The sequence below is a fragment of the Streptomyces natalensis ATCC 27448 genome (genome assembly GCF_000935125.1).
Lineage (GTDB): Bacteria > Actinomycetota > Actinomycetes > Streptomycetales > Streptomycetaceae > Streptomyces > Streptomyces natalensis.
In genome coordinates this window covers 535,666-552,657 of the sequence record NZ_JRKI01000029.1, presented here as the reverse complement: position 1 = coordinate 552,657, position 16,992 = coordinate 535,666, and the positions used below count along the sequence as shown (strand labels likewise).

The window sequence follows — 16,992 nt, the reverse complement described above, 5'->3', positions numbered from 1 at the left end:
GTGCCGGGCGCATCAGGGCAGATATGCCGGAGCCAGGGCCGAGAGCATCAGCCGCTGGGCCTTGCCGCTGCCGTCGGCCGGTACGGTCCACAGATCCGAGCCGTAATCGCCGGCGAGGGCGTAGACCAGGGTGGAGCCGTTGGCCCAGAGGGCCTGGTCGTCGATGTTGCGCCGCTCGGCGGTGGGGGTCTCGGACATGGTGCGCAGATTGAGTACGTACAGCCGCCACGGGGCATCCGGCGAGGCTCCGTGGACGCGTTTTTTGTACGCGATCCGGGTGCCGTCGGGGGAGAGCGAGGGGCATTCGACGTTTCCGTGCAGTGTGGTGAGGGTGCGGGCGCTGACATCGCCCCGGACGAGGTAGGTCTGGCCGCCGGTCGCCAGCGTGGCGTAGAAGCGGTTGTCATCGGCGAAGGTGACGCCCCAGATGTTGATGTCGGAGGCGTGGTACGGCCGGCCGTCCTTGGTGACGGCGAAGGACTCCAGGTTGTCGTCGATCGCCCAGGTGCGGGTGTCGACGATCGCGGTGCGGGTGGAGAAGTTGGTCCCCGTGGCGTAGGAGTCTCCGCTGACGAACACCGTCCATCCGACCAGGTGCCCGGAGGGTGAGACCCGGGCGCGGGTCGGGACGCCGCCGACCGGGAAGTGATGCCGTTCGCGCAGGTGGGAATCGAGTACGACGGCTCGATAGGTGTCGTCCAACGCGTGGTGCACGGCCTGAAGACAGATGCCGGTACCGGCGGCCGCATGGAAGCGCAGGCACTTCACGCCGGACACGGTGCGTGGCCCGTCGGGCCGGTCGGCCGGCACGGCGGCGATCTCGTCGCGGTGCGGGCCCCAGGCCAGGTTGCGGACGAGCAGCTGACGGCCGGCGGCGGCCGCCCGGAGCGAGACGGTGCCGGGGTGGACGGGCGGACCACCCGCCTGTTCCTGTTCGCGGCGGCCGGACCGGTCGGCGGCGCGCAACACCGCCGCGGTGCCGACCGTTCCCAGCAGGAGTACGGCGACGAGCAGGATCACGACGCGGGTGGTTCGGGTCATTCGGCACCTCATCGGTCGTACGGTCGGCCGTGCCGGACGGCTGGAGGGGGAGGGAAGAAATGGCGGCGCCGGGTCAGGTCGACGCCTCGGCATGCGCAGCCCCGGTATGCGTGGCCCCGGCATTCCGGCGGAGAACAGCCCATGCGACGAGCGCGCTGACGGTCAGCGCAACGGCGGTGACGGCGAGGGCGCGTCGCCCGCCCCACAGGCTCCAGCCGGCACCGAAGGCGAGCGAGCAGGCGAACCGGGCCAGCGCCTGGCCGGTGCCCACCAGGGCTTGTCCGGCCCCTTGATGTGCGGCCGGGACGGCTTCGGAGGTGGCGGCCGCGAGGACCCCGTCGGTCGCCGCGTAGAACGCGCCGTGCAGCACCAGGACGGCGACGGAGACCGCGACCGGGGCGCCGTGCACGCGGGCGAGCACCAGGCCGTAGCCGAGCAGCAGGACGCCGTGTCCTGCCAGGAAGAGCCGGAGACGGCCCATACGGTCCGCGAGCGCGCCCATCGGGACCGCGAGCAGCAGAAACGCCGCGGCCGTGCCGAGCGGCAGCAGCGGGAAGAGGTGGGCGGGCAGGCGCAGTTCGCGTTGGAGGAGCAGATAGAGGAAGGCGTCGCTGACGGTGGTGAGCCCGAGCAGGGCGGCGCAGAGCGTGAGGCGGCGCAGGCCGGGGCGGCGCAGCAGCGCGAGCGCGTCGCGCAGGGTGGGGCCGGACGGGGCGGGGGTGGCGCCCCGAGCGGCGGTCGCGGAGGTGGTCGCGGGTGTGGCCGCCGGGGCCGGCTCGGGAGGGGCCGCCGGGGTGGCCCCGGGTGTGGCCGTCGGGGCCGTCTCGGCGGTGATCCTGCGCGGCACGAAGAGGACCAGGACGAGGACCCCGAGTGCGGCGATGCAGCCGCTGACCGCGAAGACCGCGTCATAGCCGTCGACCGTGGCCCGGAGCACGGCGAACGCCGTCAGCGGGCCGAGCATGGCGCCGGTGGTGTCCATGGCGCGGTGCACACCGAATGCCCTGCCCCGGTGTTCGGGCCGCGTGGCCAGCGAGATCATCGCGTCCCGGGGGGCGGTCCGAAGGCCCTTGCCCGTGCGGTCGGCGGCCAGCACGGCGCTGATGCCGGGGAGGGTGTGCACGAACAGGAACAGCGGTTTGCACAGGGCGGACAGTCCGTATCCGAGCCCTGCCACCACCTTGTGCCGCCGGCCGCCCCGGTCCGCGAGGTGGCCGCCGACCAGCCGGACCAGCGCGCCGACACCGTTGTTGATGCCGTCCAGCAGCCCGAAGCCGAGGGGCGAGAGGCCGAGAGCCGCGACCACGTAGAGCGGGAGGACGGCGGTGACCATTTCCGAGGAGACATCGGTGATCAGGCTGACCGCACCGAGGGACAGGACGGCGCCGGGCACGGCGGGCCGCCGCCCCGAGCGGGTGTTCGGGGCGGCGGCTGACGTGGTGCTACGGGAATCCGCGAGGTACACAGGCGTCAGTTCCAGATGCCGGTGATGTCGGACGCGGTGGCGGCGTTGCCGGCGTGCGTGGTCAGACCTGCGAGGTCTTCCAGCGTGCGGAGCATGTTGTAGTGGTTGTAGGTGGTGGCGCTGGAGCTGCCGGGGGCGACATGCGCTCCGTACAGGACGGTGGGAATGCGGTTGCCTGACTGCTTGTTGTCCTCGTCGAAGGTGACGGCCAGGATGCTGTTGTGGGACTGCGCCCACGTCGCGTACGCACTCAGCTTGTTCTTGATCCAGGTGTCGCCGGTGGCGACCGAGCAGTCGTGCATGTCGTTGCACAGGTTCGGCACGACGAAGGAGACCTTCGGCAGCGTGCTGTAGTCGGTCGGGAACTGCGCCATGGTCTTGGCGGTGTTGAGCGGCACGTTGGAGAAGCCGAACCAGGGGTTGTGCTTCTGCGCGTAGTTGCCGCTGCTACAGACCGTCGAACCTTCGCTGGGCAGGTCCTCGTTGTAGCTGTCCCAGGTCTTTCCGGCGCCGATCAGCTCGGAGCCGAGGTTGGGCGCGGAGAGGGACTGGACCGGGACGCAACTGTCGTCGGTGCGGCCCTGGTTGGAGCCCGAGAACAGCATGTAGTAGTTCGGCTCGCTGGGGTGGGTGAGCGCGAAGGACTGGGTGAGGTTGGCGCCACCCGCCTTGAGGGTGTTGTTGATGTACGGCGCGCTGGAGCTGCCGATCACCTGGGAGTAGGCGTGGTTCTCCATCACCACGACCACGACATGGTCGGGCGTCGGCAGGGAGACGGCCGAGGCGGTGGACCCGGTGATGGCCCACAGCCCGAGCGAGGTGACGGCGAGGGCCATGCCCCCGGCCAGTGCGGTGAGGGAACGACGGCGTCTGCGCTTGGGTGCCTTGACTTCGGTCATGGCTGTCCTCCGGACAGAAGTGGCGAGCGTTCGGGGGGGGCGGCACGGGCGCAACCTTAGAATCCGCCAAGCGGCTTCGGCCGCATCCGGTAAGTGAAGAAGAGACGAACGGCCGTTCCGTTTCCCGCAGCCGCGAACGGGCTTGAATTCACGCCGACTTGGGTGCGGTTGTCCGGGTGGGGAGGGGCGGGGAAAACGGTGGCGAATAAGGATTCGGCGGGACGACATTCGGGCTGGTAGCTTGCAGCTGATCGTGACATCGCGCCAGGAGGTGAGACCCGTGAACGCTGTATCTGTGTGGGTGCTCCCCTTCGCCGTCACGGTCGGGCGATTGACGTAGCTGTCGCTGCCGGGAGCGCCTCAACAACAAGGCACTCCCGAAAGGCAACAGCCAATGAATTCTTTGCATTTCACTGTGGAGACATCGTCAAACGGTGTCATCGAACGCGATTTCACTGTCGGTGAGATCCCCGGCGTGCTCTGGTCGCCCGCATCCGGTGCCGATCGCGCGCCCCTGGTGCTGATGGGCCACGGCGGCGGCACGCACAAGAGATGGCCGGCGATGACGGGCCGGGCACGCCTCCTCGTGACCCATGGTGGTTTCCATGTCGCCTGTATCGACGCACCCGGTCACGGCGACCGGCCGCGTACGGCGTACGACGAGCAGGAGGTCGACGCGATGCTCCGGGCCAGGGCGGCGGGCGAGCCGGAAGGACCGATCGTCGTCCGCTACAACGCGCACCTGGCGGAGCGCGCCGTACCCGAGTGGCGGGCGACCCTGGACGCCCTCCAGGAACTGCCGGAGATCGGCGCCGAAGGGCCGGTCGGCTACTTCGGCCTGAACATGGGCACCGCGACGGGGGTGCCGTTCGTGGCGTCCGATCCCCGGATCACCGCCGCGGTCCTCGGTCTCCACTGGCCCGACGCCCTGGCCGGGACGGCGCGGCAGATCACCGTCCCGGTGGAGTTCGTCATGCAGTGGGACGACGAGCACATCCCGCGCGAGGCCGGTCTCGCGCTGTTCGACGCCTTCGCCTCGAAGGAGAAGACGTTGCACGTCAACCCGGGCAGGCACAAGGAGCTGCCCAGGTTCGAGGCCGACAGCGCGCTCCGGTTCTTCGTCCGGCACCTCGGCCGGGCCGTCATGTGAGGCTCGCCGCCTGTTCCCGCGCCTTTTGGGGTGCGTTCTCGCGGCGCGGGAGCAGCAGCGGGGTGGCCAGGAGCAGCACTCCGGCGGCGGCGATCGCGGTGCGCGGGCCGGTGAGGGTGGCCAGCAGACCCCATACGGCGGTCAGGGCCGCGATGGCGGCGCTGCTGCTGACCGACCACGCGGACAGGGTACGGGCGACCCGGTCGGCGCCGGTGTGGTCGAGCCGGTAGGTGGCCAGCACCGGGGCGAACAGGCCGCAGCTGGTCACCAGGCCGAGTTGGACGGCGATGATGAGGACGATCCCGGGGACACCGGGCCCGACGAACGCCAATCCGACGGACCAGCACGCACGCAGCGCCCCAGCGGTGAGCAGCACCTTGTGCTGCCCGAACCGCGCCACGAGCGGGCGCGCGAGGCGTGAGCCGATGAGACCACCGACGCACGGGGCCGCGAACGCGAGACCGTACTGCCAGGGTGTGAACCCGAGGCGGCCCAGCAGGAGTACGGCGAGCAGCGGCTCGGTGGCCATGATCAGGCCGTTGACCACGATCGAGTTGAAGAACAGCGGACGCAGCGTGGGATGGGTGAGGATGTGGCGCCATCCTGTGAGCAGATCGCCTGCTCGCAGCCGCGGTGCACCGGTCCGCGCCGGGCGCGGTTCCGTACCGCCGATGGCGCGGATGCCCAGCGCCGAGAGCAGGTAGCTGACCGCATCGGCCAGCACGGTCGTCACCGGGCCGAACAGCCCGATCGCCGCCCCGCCGAGCGGCGGTCCGACCACCGTCGCGGTCCACGTCGTGGACTCGAACCGGCTGTTCGCGATCAGCAGGTCCTGCGGCGCCACGAGCGCCTTGAGATACGCACCGCCGGCCGCCTTGAAGGCGATATCGGCCGCGGCGGTGGCCACGGAGACGAGGAGGAGCTGGGCGAAGCCGAGCCGGCCGAGCGCGAACGCGGCGGGAACGCTCAGCAACGCCGCGAACCGGATCAGATCCATCGCCACCATCACCGGCCGCTTACGCCGGAACTCCACCCACGGACCGAGCGGCACCGCCACCAGGGCTCCCACTGCCCGTCCCGCGGCGGCCAGCGCCGCCACCTGGGCCGGCCCGGAGTGCAGCACCAGGACCGCGATCAGCGGAAGCGCACCGAACCCGAACCCTGTGCCGTACGAGCTGACCGCGAACGCCGCCCACAACCACCCGAACTGCCTGCCCAGCCCCCGCCTACGCGTCATACCCACCGCACCTCACGCCGATCCGAACAACCACAAGCTGACCACCGGCATCAAAGCGGTTGGCGGATGGCGAGCTCAAACAACCGATCGGCCAGGAAACCACAACCAGGCGTTGTGCAGATACTCTGGCCGGCGTGGATCTGGATGCTGTGCGCACCTTCGTGGCCGCCGCGGACGCCGGGCGGTTCCAGGACGCCGCCGCCGACCTGTCGATCACCCAGCAGGCCGTCTCCAAACGCGTCGCCACGCTGGAGAAGACCATCGGGGTGCGGCTGTTCACCCGCACCCCGCGGGGAGCGAAGCTCACCATCGACGGACAGGCGTTCCTGCCGCACGCCCGCGATCTCCTACGGGCCGAAGAGCGGGCCCTCGCCTCGGTGCGTCCCGGCCACCGCGCGCTGCGCGTCGACGTGATCGGCCGACGCCTCGCCCCGGCCGGCCTGCTGCGCGACTTCCACCGCGTGCACCCCGAGATCGAGCTCGATGTCGTCACCCTCTTCGACGCCGACGCGGCCGTCAACGCCATCCGGTCCGGCACGATCGACGCATCCTTCCGCGCCGTCACCATGCCCGGTCGGCAGCTCCCCGACGACATCGTGGCCGCCCGGGTCCGCGACGAGCCGATCCAGCTGCTCACCGGACCGCAACACGAGCTCGCCGCCGCCCGTGCGGTGACGCCCGCGGACCTCTTCGGGCACCGGATCTGGATGCCCGGCCTCGTTCCCGGCACCGAGTGGGGCGCCTACTACGACGCCCTCGCCGCCGCGTTCGCGCTCACCATCGAGATCACCGGTCCCGACTTCGGCACCGAGCCCCTGCTCGACACCATCGCCGACTCCCGTTCACTGGCGACCTTCGTCGGCGAGCAGACCAGGCTCGTCTGGCCCGCCGACCACGGCCTGCGGCGCATCGCCGTGCGGGACCCGACACCGGTCTATCCGCACTCACTGGTATGGCACCACGACAACGCCCACCCGGCGCTCGCCGCGCTCCGCGACCACTTCCGCTCCGGGCGGCGCGATCACACCGCCGGTGAGATCTGGACGCCGACATGGGCGTAGTGGTCAGGACACGCCGAGGGGCGGCCCGCGGCCCAAGCGCCTGCGAGCCGCCCCTCGGTCGTCGGAGCGTCAGTCGGCGGTGAGGTCCTGGGCGGCCTCGACCAGGACCTTGCCTCCGTCCCGACCGGTCATCACGACCCGTGGCAGCCAGGGGCCGTTACGGTCGTAGGCATGGGTGACGGCCGCCCCGCCGGTCTCCTGCTGCGTACCGTCGCCGAAGTACCAGTGGTAGCGGTACCCGGCGGCGGGCGGCTTTCCGTGGACCGTCACCGACATCCGCACCTCACTGCCGACGTGCGTGTGCTCCGGGACGTTCAGCTGCGCCCGGGGCCCCTGCCGGGGGAGGCGGAACCAGTCGCGGACCTTCGGGTTGAGGAGGAAAGCGTCGGCGTACTGCCGGGCACCCTCGATGTCGGGGTGACCGACGGCCGCGGACAGACACTGCAACGGAGTCGAGCTGAGTTCCGGGCAGGCCCGCGTGCGCAGCGGGAACGCCGGGTCGGTGACCGGGGTGTTCCAGACCTTGGAGTCCCGGGAGAGAAGGGCGTTGTCCACGGTGAACAGTCCGTCGGCCGCGACCGCGTAGGGACCGTCCGCGGACGCCTTGTCGGCGGCGGCCGCGGCCTGGTGGTAGGCGGCATTGGCCAGCTGTGTGTACTGCTCGTAGCGCTCGGCCACGCTACCGAGGGCGGCCTTGCAGGAGGCCAGCCGTGCTCCGGCGACCCCCGGGGTCGAGCACGTCCTGACCGGGACCGGAGAGCTGCTGCGGCTGAGCGCGTAGTAGAAGTCGGCCACGATCACCTTCGGCCGCCCCGGCAGGGAGTGGGCCTTCTCGATCGCCGCCTGCATCCCGCGTCCGCCGTATCCGACCTTGGCGCCGCTGAAGTAGGGCACGTCCTTGGCCGGGTTCTTGGCTGCCGCGCCGATGCCGGAGCACTCGCGCTTCACGGCCTTGGGCAGGTCTTCCGAGCCGGGGGTGATGCCGACGCCGATGCCGAAGAACGGATCGAGGTCGTTGATGCACCCGTTGATCACGACCAGATCGAGACCGTAGCCGCCCGCCCGTGCCTGCGCGCCCGCCTTTTCCAATTGGCAGAACACATCCGGCATTTGCTGGGTGACCTCGCCGAACTCCATCTCTCCGTCGCCGTCCGGGTCCTGCTTCTCCGTCGTGCGCAGACAGTTCGCGTCCTTGTTGCCCGCGGGGAGATGGGGCGCATCGAGCACCGCGCCGGAGATCGAGTAGTCCAGGTGCTGAAAGCCCCGGCCGGTCGCACGGCCGAGCAACTGGGCCGTCAGATCGGGGAACTTCTGGTCGTGGTCCAGGCCCTGCCCCCAGACCACGGAGTCACCGACGGATGCCACCCGCACCGGGTGGCACCCCCGGCGTATCGTGTCCCGCCAGACCTTGCCGTAGTGGCCGGGCTCATCCCCGTCGGACGAGGCGGCGATGCGGGCGTCGACCTGCAAGGCGGTCTCGGCGGCGGGCACCCGGTCGTAGGGGATGGTGAACTTCGCCGTGGCGACGTTGGCGGCCATGGTGACGCGCCCGCCGGCCAGTTGCTTCTCACCGGCGCGTACGCGCCACTCCACGGTGTCCTTGGCCTTCGCCGCGCCGGGGTCGTAGATCTCCACCCGGCCGTGTACCGGTCCGCTGCACACCGGATTCGGCGTCATGTCGACGTCGAGGACGAGGGGGAACGCCGACCCCGGCAGGGCGAGGGGCTGTGCCTCGGCGGGGTGCCCGCCGAGGAGGAGCTGGCCGAGGAGCACGGCGGCCGCGCCGACCGCCGCGAAACGCCTCGCTGCCAACGAGCGAAGCGCCACCCCCGGCCCGCCCGGGACGGATCCCCGGCCGGTGCCCGCCCGCCTCGGCACAACCCCTCGCGACCACGCTAATTTCACGCCAACACCCCTGTCTTCGCTGCCATTTCGGTCCGTGTGTCCGTGTGTCCGTGTTCCGTGCGGAGTCAACTGCGTCCGCATCGGTAGGGATCATGGCAGCCAGGGAGCCGGTAGGGACCGCGAGCGAGGTCGCATACCGAGTGAAACTGATCACTTACCCGCAGTTACGGACGTTTCCCGGCGGCCAGTTTCCACTCACGGTTCAGCGGGCCCAGGGGGATCCGCCGGTCGAAGATCGGCGTGCCGAAGATGTCGAGGTGGGCACGGAGTGCACCCGAGAGGTCGACACCGCCGAAGGCGGCCCAGCTGCCGGTGGCGGAGGCGGTGCCGTCCGTGGCGGCGGAGGCGGTGCCGGCGACTTCGGCGCGCAGGTAGGGGGCGACATCGGCGGTCACGCCGACGCTGCCGTAGAGGCCGAGGCTGGCTTCGGTGCCGAGGGCGGCCTTGACCTTGCCGGCGGCGGCCGCGGTGGCCCGTACCGGTGTGCCGTGCATGGTGGCCTTGGCGACCGGGGCCCAGCCCTTGGCGTGCCGGTAGGTGCCGCCAACGGTGAAGTCGCCCTTGAGGTCCTGCTTGACGTCCACGCTGGCCTTGCCGTCGGCGTCGACCTGGAGGTAGCAGGTGAGGTCGAGGTTGACCACGACCGGCACCGGCCCGACCTGGATGACGGGGTCGGCGTGCAGCTTGGCGAAGGGCACCCGCAGCGGCTCGGCCTCGGTGGAGGCGGCCGCCCGGCCCTTGAACTCCCACTGCGAGGACCATCTGCCGGACAGCGTCAGCGAGGCGCCGCCGACACCGCCGCCCCGGCCGCCCTCGTACGAGAAGTCGACCTCGGGGGCGAGCTGGACGTAGCCGGTGGCCGACGCCTTGGCCGAGACGGGCCCACCGGAGGGCGTGGGCAGCGAGGCGCCGACGTCCAGGCGCAGGCGGCCGAGGGGCAGTTGGGCGCCCTTGGGGCCGAAGTGGAGGCCGCCGGTCCTGGCCCAGGAGACCTTGACCTTGGGGGCGAGCGGCTCGACCTTGACGGAGGCCGGATCGACGGGCACCGCGCCGTGCGCCGTGGAACCGCCGAGCAGTGCGTCGAGCGTGGCCGGGGCGGTGGTGACCTCGGTGCCTCGATCGGTCGTGGCGACGACCTTGGTGACCTTGGCCAGGACGCCCTGGGGCGCGCCCGGTGCGGGGGCGCTGGCGATGATGTCGCCGGCGGCCACGTCCGCCTTGGGTGAGGCCCCGCCCTTCGACGGGGCGGCGGACGGCGATGCCGAGGATGTCGGGGACGGCGATGCCGAGGCCGAGGCCGCGGCGGACGGGCTGCCGGACGACGGCGGATTCGTCGGGGCACCTGACGGGGTACTCGACGGGGAGCCTGACGGGGCACCTGACGATGCACTCGGCTTGCCCGGCGACGGCCGGACGGCCGCGGTGGTGATGACGGCCCGTCCGCTGTTCCGGTCGAAGGAGGCGACCTTGAGTGCGGACTTCGTGGCAAGTCGTCCCGCGTGGCCGCCGCCCGGCCGGGCCACGGCGCTCGGGGCGTCGCCGCCGTTACCGTCGTCGGCGCCCCGGACGGTCAGCTGCGGCGAAGCCGGGGCGCCGTCGGTGACCGCCGAATCCTTGTCGGGCGCGCCGGACTGCGTCGCCGAGCATCCGGCGACGAGCAGGGACGCGGCGGTGAGGGCCAGCAAAGGAGCAATCCTGGTGGATCTGCGCAAGGTTGGTCCTGGAGAGGTGAGGTGGGGGTAGGCCGGGGGAGACCGACGTAAGTCGGTGCCCGGCGGTTGCCGAACCGGCAGGTAATGATCCGCAAGATCGTGTCATGGACATCAGGAACAATGAGCGGATTCATCCGTCGTAAGCGGATGATCTGGCTCACATCCGCCGAGGCCGTACGGCTTGTGCGCAGCAAGCGCCGTCCCCCGGCGGATATCAGCCCCCGGTGATGGAGTAAGGCGAGGCGTCCATCACCGGTCAACGGGCAGGCGGAGGCGGCCCGTTCGGGCTTTTGGTGCTCGGCTCAGCTCGCTCGGACCAGCTCGGATCGGCCCGGCTCACCGTACGAACTTGATCTCCGGATAGTGGCGCGAAGGGCCATTCAGGAGGTCGCTGTGATGGCCGCGCAGTTCCTTGTCGAAGAAGGCCGCGAGATAGGTGCGTTGGATCTCGATGGCGCGGTCGGGGGCGATCGTGCCGAGCATCTGGACGAGCTGGGCGGAGGAGTATCCGAGCGGGCCGGCCATCTGGGGCAGGAGTTCCTCGTAGTCCATGAAGGACAGGTGCTCGGCGCCTTGCAGCTTCAGATCGAATCGCTCGCCGTGCAGATGCTGCCAGAAGGTCGACCAGCTCGAATCGTCGTTGCGATTGTGGTGCTGGGAGCTGAACAGCAGGAAGGGGCGCTTGAGGTCGCGGGTTTTCGCGGGGCCGAAGAACTGGCCGTCCAGGTTCGCGCCGGCGTGGATCCTGGGGTCCACGTGCATGGCCTCCGGCACCACCGCACCGCCGAGCGAGGCACCGAACATCCCTATTCGGTCCATGTCCACCGCATGGGACAGTCCTTGGGGAAGCGGTGCGTGCTCCACGTCCGGGTTGTGGCCACGGGCGATGGCGCCCAGTTGGTCGACGACGAAGCGGGTGTCCGCGGCCCGGACGGAGATGATGCGGGACGCAGGGATGCCCGGCGGCATCGTGGCCACTTCCAGCCGGCCGCCGGGGAACTGCACTTCGCCGTCATCGTGGGTGTCGTCGAGGGTGACGACCAGGTAGCCGCGGCTGGCCAGGTCCTGGGCGAGCGCGGTGCCCGTCGCGCGGTCCGAGCCCCGCCCGGTCGAGTACAGCACGACCGGCAGCTTCCCGGCCTTGCCGTCCACCGGGGCACCGGTGTGACCGGCGGTGGTGGGCAGGGTGACCGCGTTGGGCGGCAGCCCCCGGGAGGCCAGGTAGTGCGCGGCGGCGGCGGGCTCCAGGTACGGAGCGGCGGGGTGGCCGGCCGTGTGGGTGGCCGGGTACCAGAGCGAGACCATCAGCTCGCGCGGCCGGCCGTCGGGCAGCCAGGGGTCGGTGCGTTTCGTATCGAGCAGGTGGAGGTTGGTCATCCCGACCTGGTAATGCCCGCTCGGGGCGGGCAGCGTCACCGCACCCGGGGCGTCCGCCGCGTCTGCCGCGTTCGCCGCGTCCTGGGGGACCTCCTTGGCCTCCTTGGCCGCGGGCGCCGCGGCGGCCTTCCCGGCGGCGTTGGCCGTCCCGATCCCGGCGCCCAGGATGACGGCAAGCGCTCCTGTGGTACTGGCGACCCGGTCGCGCATCCGGCTGCGGGGTTTTCTCCGTGCGTGCTTCATGGCAGCCCTCTCCCTGATGGCGATCGCAAACGTGGACGGCCGAATGGCCGCTCATCGTAGCGGTGTTCGGCCGGTGCGCTGCAATGCCCTGTTGCACGGAGAGTGCACCCGGGAGGCGTGGGTGAGTCGCGAGGCCGACGCCCCGACGTCCCCCGCGTCCGGGCCCTTCCCGGCTGTGCCCCGACCGGCTGTGCCGACCGGCTGAGCCCGCCCTGCGAAAGGGGCCGAAAAACGTTTGTCGGGCCCCGTAAACGTTTGCCGGGCCTCCGTGCAGCCTGAAATGGCCGCGGGGGATACTCCGTGCTCGCAAACGGGACCGAGGTGCGAACAATGTTGTGATGATCTCGTGATAATACTGACGCATACTGCGAGTTGCTACATAGATCCCCCTGTGCCGAGAGGACGCTGCCCTGCGCCAGGTAGCCCGCGCGCCCCGTCGACACCGCACCCGACGCCGCGCCGATATGCCCCTACTCGGAGGCGTTCGCCCCCCGATAGCCGCACTGCTCTGCGCGCTGCTGGCCGTTGCCGCGTTCTTCGCGCTCGGTCTCGGCACCGTCCATGAAGAGGACGTGCCCCAGGCCGTGAGCGACGGGGAACGTCAGATCGCCGCCGACAGCGCCGCTTCGGTCGCCGCCTCCGTCAACGCCAGAGCCGCGGCGCTGCGCCGTTCCGCAGCCGCGGGCACGCCCGCCGCCGACAGCACCGCGGCACAGATACTGAAGACCTTCCTCCCGGACCGGCTTTCCGCCCCCAAGTCCCGAAAGCCCCGGCAGGACGGGCACCCCGGGCTGTCCGGACAGTCCGTACGGGGCGGCGCGCTGCTCGTCCCCGGCACCGGCAAGCGGCTGGCGGTCAGCGGCGAAGCGGTGCCGCTGGCCGGGGTGGACGTGACCGACCTGGCGCGGTCCGGTGCCGACGACATCATGCCCCGGCTGGTCACCGAGGGGACCCCTGAGGCCCGGCTGCTGTTCTTCGCCCGGGTGACCGTACCCGTTCCGGGGCGCAACAAGGACGAGAACGCCGACCAGCCGGGGGATCTGGCCGGGAAGGGACCCGGCGCGCGCGAACTGCTGCTGGTCGTGTCCGAAAAGCTCCCCACCCCTCCGGTGCACGGGGACGGGCGCACCGGCCAACTGGTCGACGGGAGCGGAAAGGTGCTCGCCGGGACCGCCACCGACGGTCAGGCCCTTGCGGCTGACGCCGGTGACGGCGCTCTGCGCGCCGCGGTGAGCGCGGCGGACTCCGTTCCGCACGCCGCCGGCGCCGCCGGAAGCACGCTCGGCGACGCTCACGGCGGATTGCGCAGGGTCGCGGGCTGGGCGTCGGTCGCCGCGGCGGACGGCAAGGACGAGACCTCCGACCTGGGGCTGACGCTCCTCACGTTCCGGGACGTGCCTCCGGCCAAGGACAGGCCCGACCACCTCCGGTTCGCCCTCCTGGGCGCCGGCGCGTTGCTGGTGATCGCCGCGCTGGTCACGGTGGGACTGGGGAGCATCCTGCAGCGTCCGCTGCTGCGGCTCCATCTGTCCGCCGCGCGGTTGGCAAAGGGGGCCGCCGCGGAGTGTCCCGAGGCGCGGGAGGAGTTGGCGCGGCCGGTGCCCGTCCCGGCCTTCGGCGAGCTGGGCAGGGTCGGCCGGGCACTGGAGTCGATACGCCGCCAACTGCTCGGTGAGGCGGGACCGGAGCCCGCGCCGTCGGTGGGCCGACGGCCCGATGTCCGGTCCGTGGTGCTCGCCTGCGTGCTGCTGATCGCGATCTGGGGGGTGCCGTTGCTCTTCATGGTCAACCGTGTCGAAGCCGGCAAGGCCGTACCGGCCGCTGCCATAGCCGACCAGCAGGCACGTACCGAGGCCGCGGCCGACCGGGTGCGGTCGATCCTGGACCAGAGCTACACCGACCTCACGGGGGTCGCCTCGGCCGTCTCCGGGCAGTCGCCCGAGCGGGCGGCGGACACGCTGCGGCGCGCGCTCGCCGCCCATCCCAAGTACCGCTCGGTGTACGCGGTGGACCGCACCGGCGCCATCGTGACGCGGGTGGGCAACGAGCCGCTGCGCACCCGCGTCCATGCGCCGACCGGCAGCGGCATCACCCAGGTCAACACCTCGGGCCGGATCCCGTCGATCGCCGCCTACGCCCAGATCCCGCCGGCCAAGGACGCCAAGGGCGGCGCGGGCGGGCGCCCCCCGGCCGTCGTCTTCGCCGAGATCGATGTGGACGCGCTGAACAGCCTGCTCTCGCGGCCGGGGCTCGGCAGCGTCTGGCTCACCGACCACCGGCAACGGGTCCTCGCGGCCAGCGTCGGCTTCCAGGCGTTCCAGCCGCTGCCCAGCCAGGGCTTCACCCGGCTGGCGGCCAAGACCGAGGCGGCGCCCGGCAGTGCGGGCAGCCCGGCGTCGGCCGTCGTGCATGCGGAGACCACGCCGGGTGCCGGACCGTCGGTCGCGGCCGCCGCGCCGCTGGCGCAGACGGGGCCCGCCGCCCCGCTCGGCTGGCGGGTGGTCTCGGCGGAGCCCGCCGCGGCCCTCAAGCTGACGGCGTATCAGGTCCAGTCGCGCACGATGCTGGCCGGGCTGCTCGCCCTGACCGCGGGCGTCGCCTGTCTGGGCTGGCTGCACATCGTGGTGGTCAGACCGCTGCGTTCCCTGGCGGGGTACGCGGAACGGCTGGCCGGCGGCGACCGTCGCACCGTGCTGTACCCGGTCCACCACGACGAGTGCGGCTCGGTCACCCGCAGCCTGGAACTGCTCCGCCAGGCGCTCGCGGATCGCGACCGTGGTGGTGATCGAGACCGTGGCGGTGATCGCGGCCGTAGTGGTGATCGCGACCGAAGTGATCATCGCGACCTCGGTGGTGATCACGACCCTGGTGGTGGAGCCGACCTCGCCACTGCCCATGCCCAGCCGTCCCGGCGCGAAAGTGCGCCGCGGCCGTAAAGGATCAACTGACGTGCTTTTCCTCTATGTTGTGCTGCTGCTGAGTTGCACGGTGCTCCTGGTGGCCGGTGTGCTGGAACAGCGACGCCACTACGCGGCGCTGGCGCAGATCCCCACCCGGGTGCTGGTCAACGGCATCCGCGGAAAGAGTTCCATCACCCGGCTGTGCGCGGGGGCGCTGCGCGGCGGCGGTCTGACCACCGTCGCCAAGACCACCGGCACCGCGGCCCGGTTCATCCACCCGGATGCCACCGAGGAGCCGGTGTACCGCAAATTCGGCATCGCCAATGTCGTGGAACAGATCGGCATCGTCCGGCGCGCGGCGGCCTACCGGCCGGACGCCCTGGTGATCGAGTGCATGGCGGTGATGCCGGCACTTCAGGAGGTCAACCAGGAGAAGCTGATCCATTCCACCATCGGCGTGCTGTGCAACGTCCGCGAGGACCACCTCGAGGAGATGGGGCCCACGCTGGACGATGTGGCCCGCTCGCTGTGCCGGTCGATGCCGGTCGGCGGGATCTGCGTCACCGCCGAGCGGGACCGGCTGGGCATCCTCCAGGAGGAGGCGGACAAGCGGAGTTGCCGGCTGATAGCGGTCGATCCGGAGACGGTCACCGACGAGGAGCTGCGCGGGTTCAGCTGGTTCACCTTCAAGGAGAACGTCGCCATCGCGCTGGCGGTGGCGGAACTGCTCGGCGTGGACCGGCACACCGCACTGCGCGGTATGTGGGACGCCCCGCCGGACCCCGGTGTGCTCTCCGTCGAGCGCTACCGCACACCGGACGGCAAGCGGCTGCGCTTCGCCAATGTCTTCGCCGCCAACGACCCCGAGTCGACGGTGATGAACATCCGTCAGCTGGAGGACCTGGGCGCGATCCGCCGCCCGCTCAACGTCATCATCAACTGCCGCCCGGACCGGGTGGAACGCAACGGGCAGATGGGCGCGATCGTCCCCGACCTGGACCCGGAGACGGTCCTGCTGATCGGCCACCCCACCAAGAGCGCCCGCGACGGCATCCCACCGACCTGGTCCTCCGGGCGCGTGGTGGACCTGGGCGGCGACCGGCGCGACGCGGCCGAGCTGACCCACGCGGTCCTCGCCGAACTGGGCCCGGACTCCTCGCTGGTGGCCATCGGCAACATCCACGGCCAGGGCGAACTCTTCCTGGAGCGCCTCGGCGAACTGCCCGCGGACGAGACCGACGAACCGCTCGCCGTCGCGCATCCGCCCGAGCCGGAGCCGTACGGCTGGGTGGCCCCGCTGAACGGCCCGGAGCCCGACCGCCCGCACCCCCCCGGCGCCGCATCCGCCGGCCACCAAGACCGGCACGACCGCCACGACCGGCATGACCGGCACGACCACTACGACTCGCACGACACGTACGAATTGCGCGCCCCGCACGACCCGACAAGGAAGCCGTCATGATCCCCGTCACCGTCACCCCGGAGACAGCCGCGCTGGGGATCGCCCTCGGCCTGGTCTTCTCGCTGGTGTGCTATCTGACCACCAATCTCTCTCCCGGTGGCATGATCACCCCCGGCTGGCTGGCGCTGACCCTCGTCACCGACGTGGGCCGGGCCGGAATGATGATCGGCGTCACGGCGCTCACCTTCCTCGCGACCAAGGTCCTTCAGCGTCAGGTGATCCTCTACGGGAAGCGGCTGTTCGCCGCCGTGGTGCTGTGTGCCGTGGTGCTCCAGACGACGGTCGTGCTCGCGCTCCAGCACGAGTTCCCGCTCCTCTACACCGCCCAGACTCTGGGCTTCATCGTCCCCGGCCTGATCGCCTACCAGCTGATACGCCAGCCATGGGCGGCCACCGCGATCTCCACCACCGCGGTCACCCTCGGCACCTATGTGGTGCTCGTGGCCGGGCTCCTGATGGGGGCGCTGCCCACCGGCTGACCGAGCCGCACCGTCCCCTGACCGAGCGGGACATACGCTGACCGAGCCGCACCGCCCGCAG

Annotated in this window: 12 protein-coding genes; 5 read left to right on the top strand and 7 right to left on the bottom strand. The window is 71.2% G+C overall.

The genetic code is table 11. The features are described from left to right. Positions 1-12: 12 nt before the first annotated feature. From SNA_RS21920 to SNA_RS21910, 3 genes are all read right to left on the bottom strand, one after another. The gene (locus SNA_RS21920; RefSeq protein WP_030065194.1) at positions 13-1,041 is read right to left on the bottom strand and encodes a TolB family protein; all 1,029 of its coding nucleotides are present in this window, start codon (positions 1,039-1,041) and stop codon (positions 13-15) included. 73 nt (positions 1,042-1,114) lie between these two features. Beyond that, positions 1,115-2,506 carry an MFS transporter gene (locus tag SNA_RS21915; protein ID WP_044366299.1) on the bottom strand — a complete coding sequence of 464 codons (1,392 nt, stop codon included), beginning with the start codon at positions 2,504-2,506 and terminating at the stop codon, positions 1,115-1,117. Positions 2,507-2,511: 5 nt separating this feature from the next. Beyond that, positions 2,512-3,405: an alkaline phosphatase family protein gene (locus tag SNA_RS21910; protein WP_030065197.1), complete on the bottom strand. Its 894-nt coding sequence runs from the start codon at positions 3,403-3,405 to the stop codon at positions 2,512-2,514. Positions 3,406-3,799: 394 nt separating this feature from the next. Between SNA_RS21910 and SNA_RS21905 the strand changes: the two genes are divergently transcribed. Further along, positions 3,800-4,555: a dienelactone hydrolase family protein gene (locus SNA_RS21905; RefSeq protein ID WP_030065199.1), complete on the top strand. Its 756-nt coding sequence runs from the start codon at positions 3,800-3,802 to the stop codon at positions 4,553-4,555. Here SNA_RS21905 and SNA_RS21900 read toward each other — a convergent pair. After that, a complete protein-coding gene (locus tag SNA_RS21900; RefSeq protein ID WP_030065201.1) occupies positions 4,548-5,792 on the bottom strand; it encodes an MFS transporter in 1,245 nt (414 codons plus the stop codon). The genes SNA_RS21905 and SNA_RS21900 overlap by 8 nt on opposite strands. Before the next feature lie 134 nt (positions 5,793-5,926). On the opposite strand from SNA_RS21900, the gene SNA_RS21895 reads away from it, so the two are divergent. Further along, the gene (locus tag SNA_RS21895; protein WP_030065203.1) at positions 5,927-6,853 is read left to right on the top strand and encodes a LysR family transcriptional regulator; all 927 of its coding nucleotides are present in this window, start codon (positions 5,927-5,929) and stop codon (positions 6,851-6,853) included. Between the two features lie 69 nt (positions 6,854-6,922). On the opposite strand, the gene SNA_RS21890 is transcribed toward SNA_RS21895, so the two are convergent. The 3 genes from SNA_RS21890 to SNA_RS21880 form a co-directional block, all read right to left on the bottom strand. Continuing rightward, positions 6,923-8,665 carry a PKD domain-containing protein gene (locus SNA_RS21890; protein ID WP_241779776.1) on the bottom strand — a complete coding sequence of 581 codons (1,743 nt, stop codon included), beginning with the start codon at positions 8,663-8,665 and terminating at the stop codon, positions 6,923-6,925. A gap of 257 nt (positions 8,666-8,922) precedes the next feature. After that, positions 8,923-10,443 carry a hypothetical protein gene (locus SNA_RS21885; RefSeq protein WP_241779775.1) on the bottom strand — a complete coding sequence of 507 codons (1,521 nt, stop codon included), beginning with the start codon at positions 10,441-10,443 and terminating at the stop codon, positions 8,923-8,925. Positions 10,444-10,806: 363 nt separating this feature from the next. After that, positions 10,807-12,090 (bottom strand): alpha/beta hydrolase family protein, encoded by a 1,284-nt coding sequence (locus SNA_RS21880; protein WP_030065208.1) that lies wholly within the window; start codon positions 12,088-12,090, stop codon positions 10,807-10,809. Between the two features lie 464 nt (positions 12,091-12,554). Between SNA_RS21880 and SNA_RS21875 the strand changes: the two genes are divergently transcribed. The 3 genes from SNA_RS21875 to SNA_RS21865 are packed head-to-tail and all read left to right on the top strand — an operon-like array spanning position 12,555 to position 16,931. After that, the gene (locus tag SNA_RS21875; RefSeq protein ID WP_063894097.1) at positions 12,555-15,026 is read left to right on the top strand and encodes a HAMP domain-containing protein; all 2,472 of its coding nucleotides are present in this window, start codon (positions 12,555-12,557) and stop codon (positions 15,024-15,026) included. Positions 15,027-15,039: 13 nt separating this feature from the next. Continuing rightward, positions 15,040-16,452, top strand: coding sequence for a poly-gamma-glutamate synthase PgsB (gene pgsB, locus SNA_RS21870; protein WP_078970089.1), 1,413 nt, complete (start codon positions 15,040-15,042; stop codon positions 16,450-16,452). Beyond that, complete coding sequence (locus SNA_RS21865) at positions 16,449-16,931, top strand: poly-gamma-glutamate biosynthesis protein PgsC/CapC (RefSeq protein WP_030065218.1); 483 nt, start codon at positions 16,449-16,451, stop codon at positions 16,929-16,931. Before pgsB ends, SNA_RS21865 begins: the two co-directional genes overlap by 4 nt. The last annotated feature ends 61 nt before the right edge of the window (positions 16,932-16,992 follow it).

Excerpts from the sequence above, each read along its gene's own strand:
- SNA_RS21880 (WP_030065208.1), bottom strand. The coding sequence starts at position 12,090 with ATGAAGCACGCACGGAGAAAACCCCGCAGCCGGATGCGCGACCGGGTC.
- SNA_RS21905 (WP_030065199.1), top strand. The coding sequence starts at position 3,800 with ATGAATTCTTTGCATTTCACTGTGGAGACATCGTCAAACGGTGTCATC.
- SNA_RS21920 (WP_030065194.1), bottom strand. The coding sequence starts at position 1,041 with ATGACCCGAACCACCCGCGTCGTGATCCTGCTCGTCGCCGTACTCCTG.
- SNA_RS21910 (WP_030065197.1), bottom strand. The coding sequence starts at position 3,405 with ATGACCGAAGTCAAGGCACCCAAGCGCAGACGCCGTCGTTCCCTCACC.
- SNA_RS21865 (WP_030065218.1), top strand. The coding sequence starts at position 16,449 with ATGATCCCCGTCACCGTCACCCCGGAGACAGCCGCGCTGGGGATCGCC.
- SNA_RS21875 (WP_063894097.1), top strand. The coding sequence starts at position 12,555 with ATGCCCCTACTCGGAGGCGTTCGCCCCCCGATAGCCGCACTGCTCTGC.
- SNA_RS21900 (WP_030065201.1), bottom strand. The coding sequence starts at position 5,792 with ATGACGCGTAGGCGGGGGCTGGGCAGGCAGTTCGGGTGGTTGTGGGCG.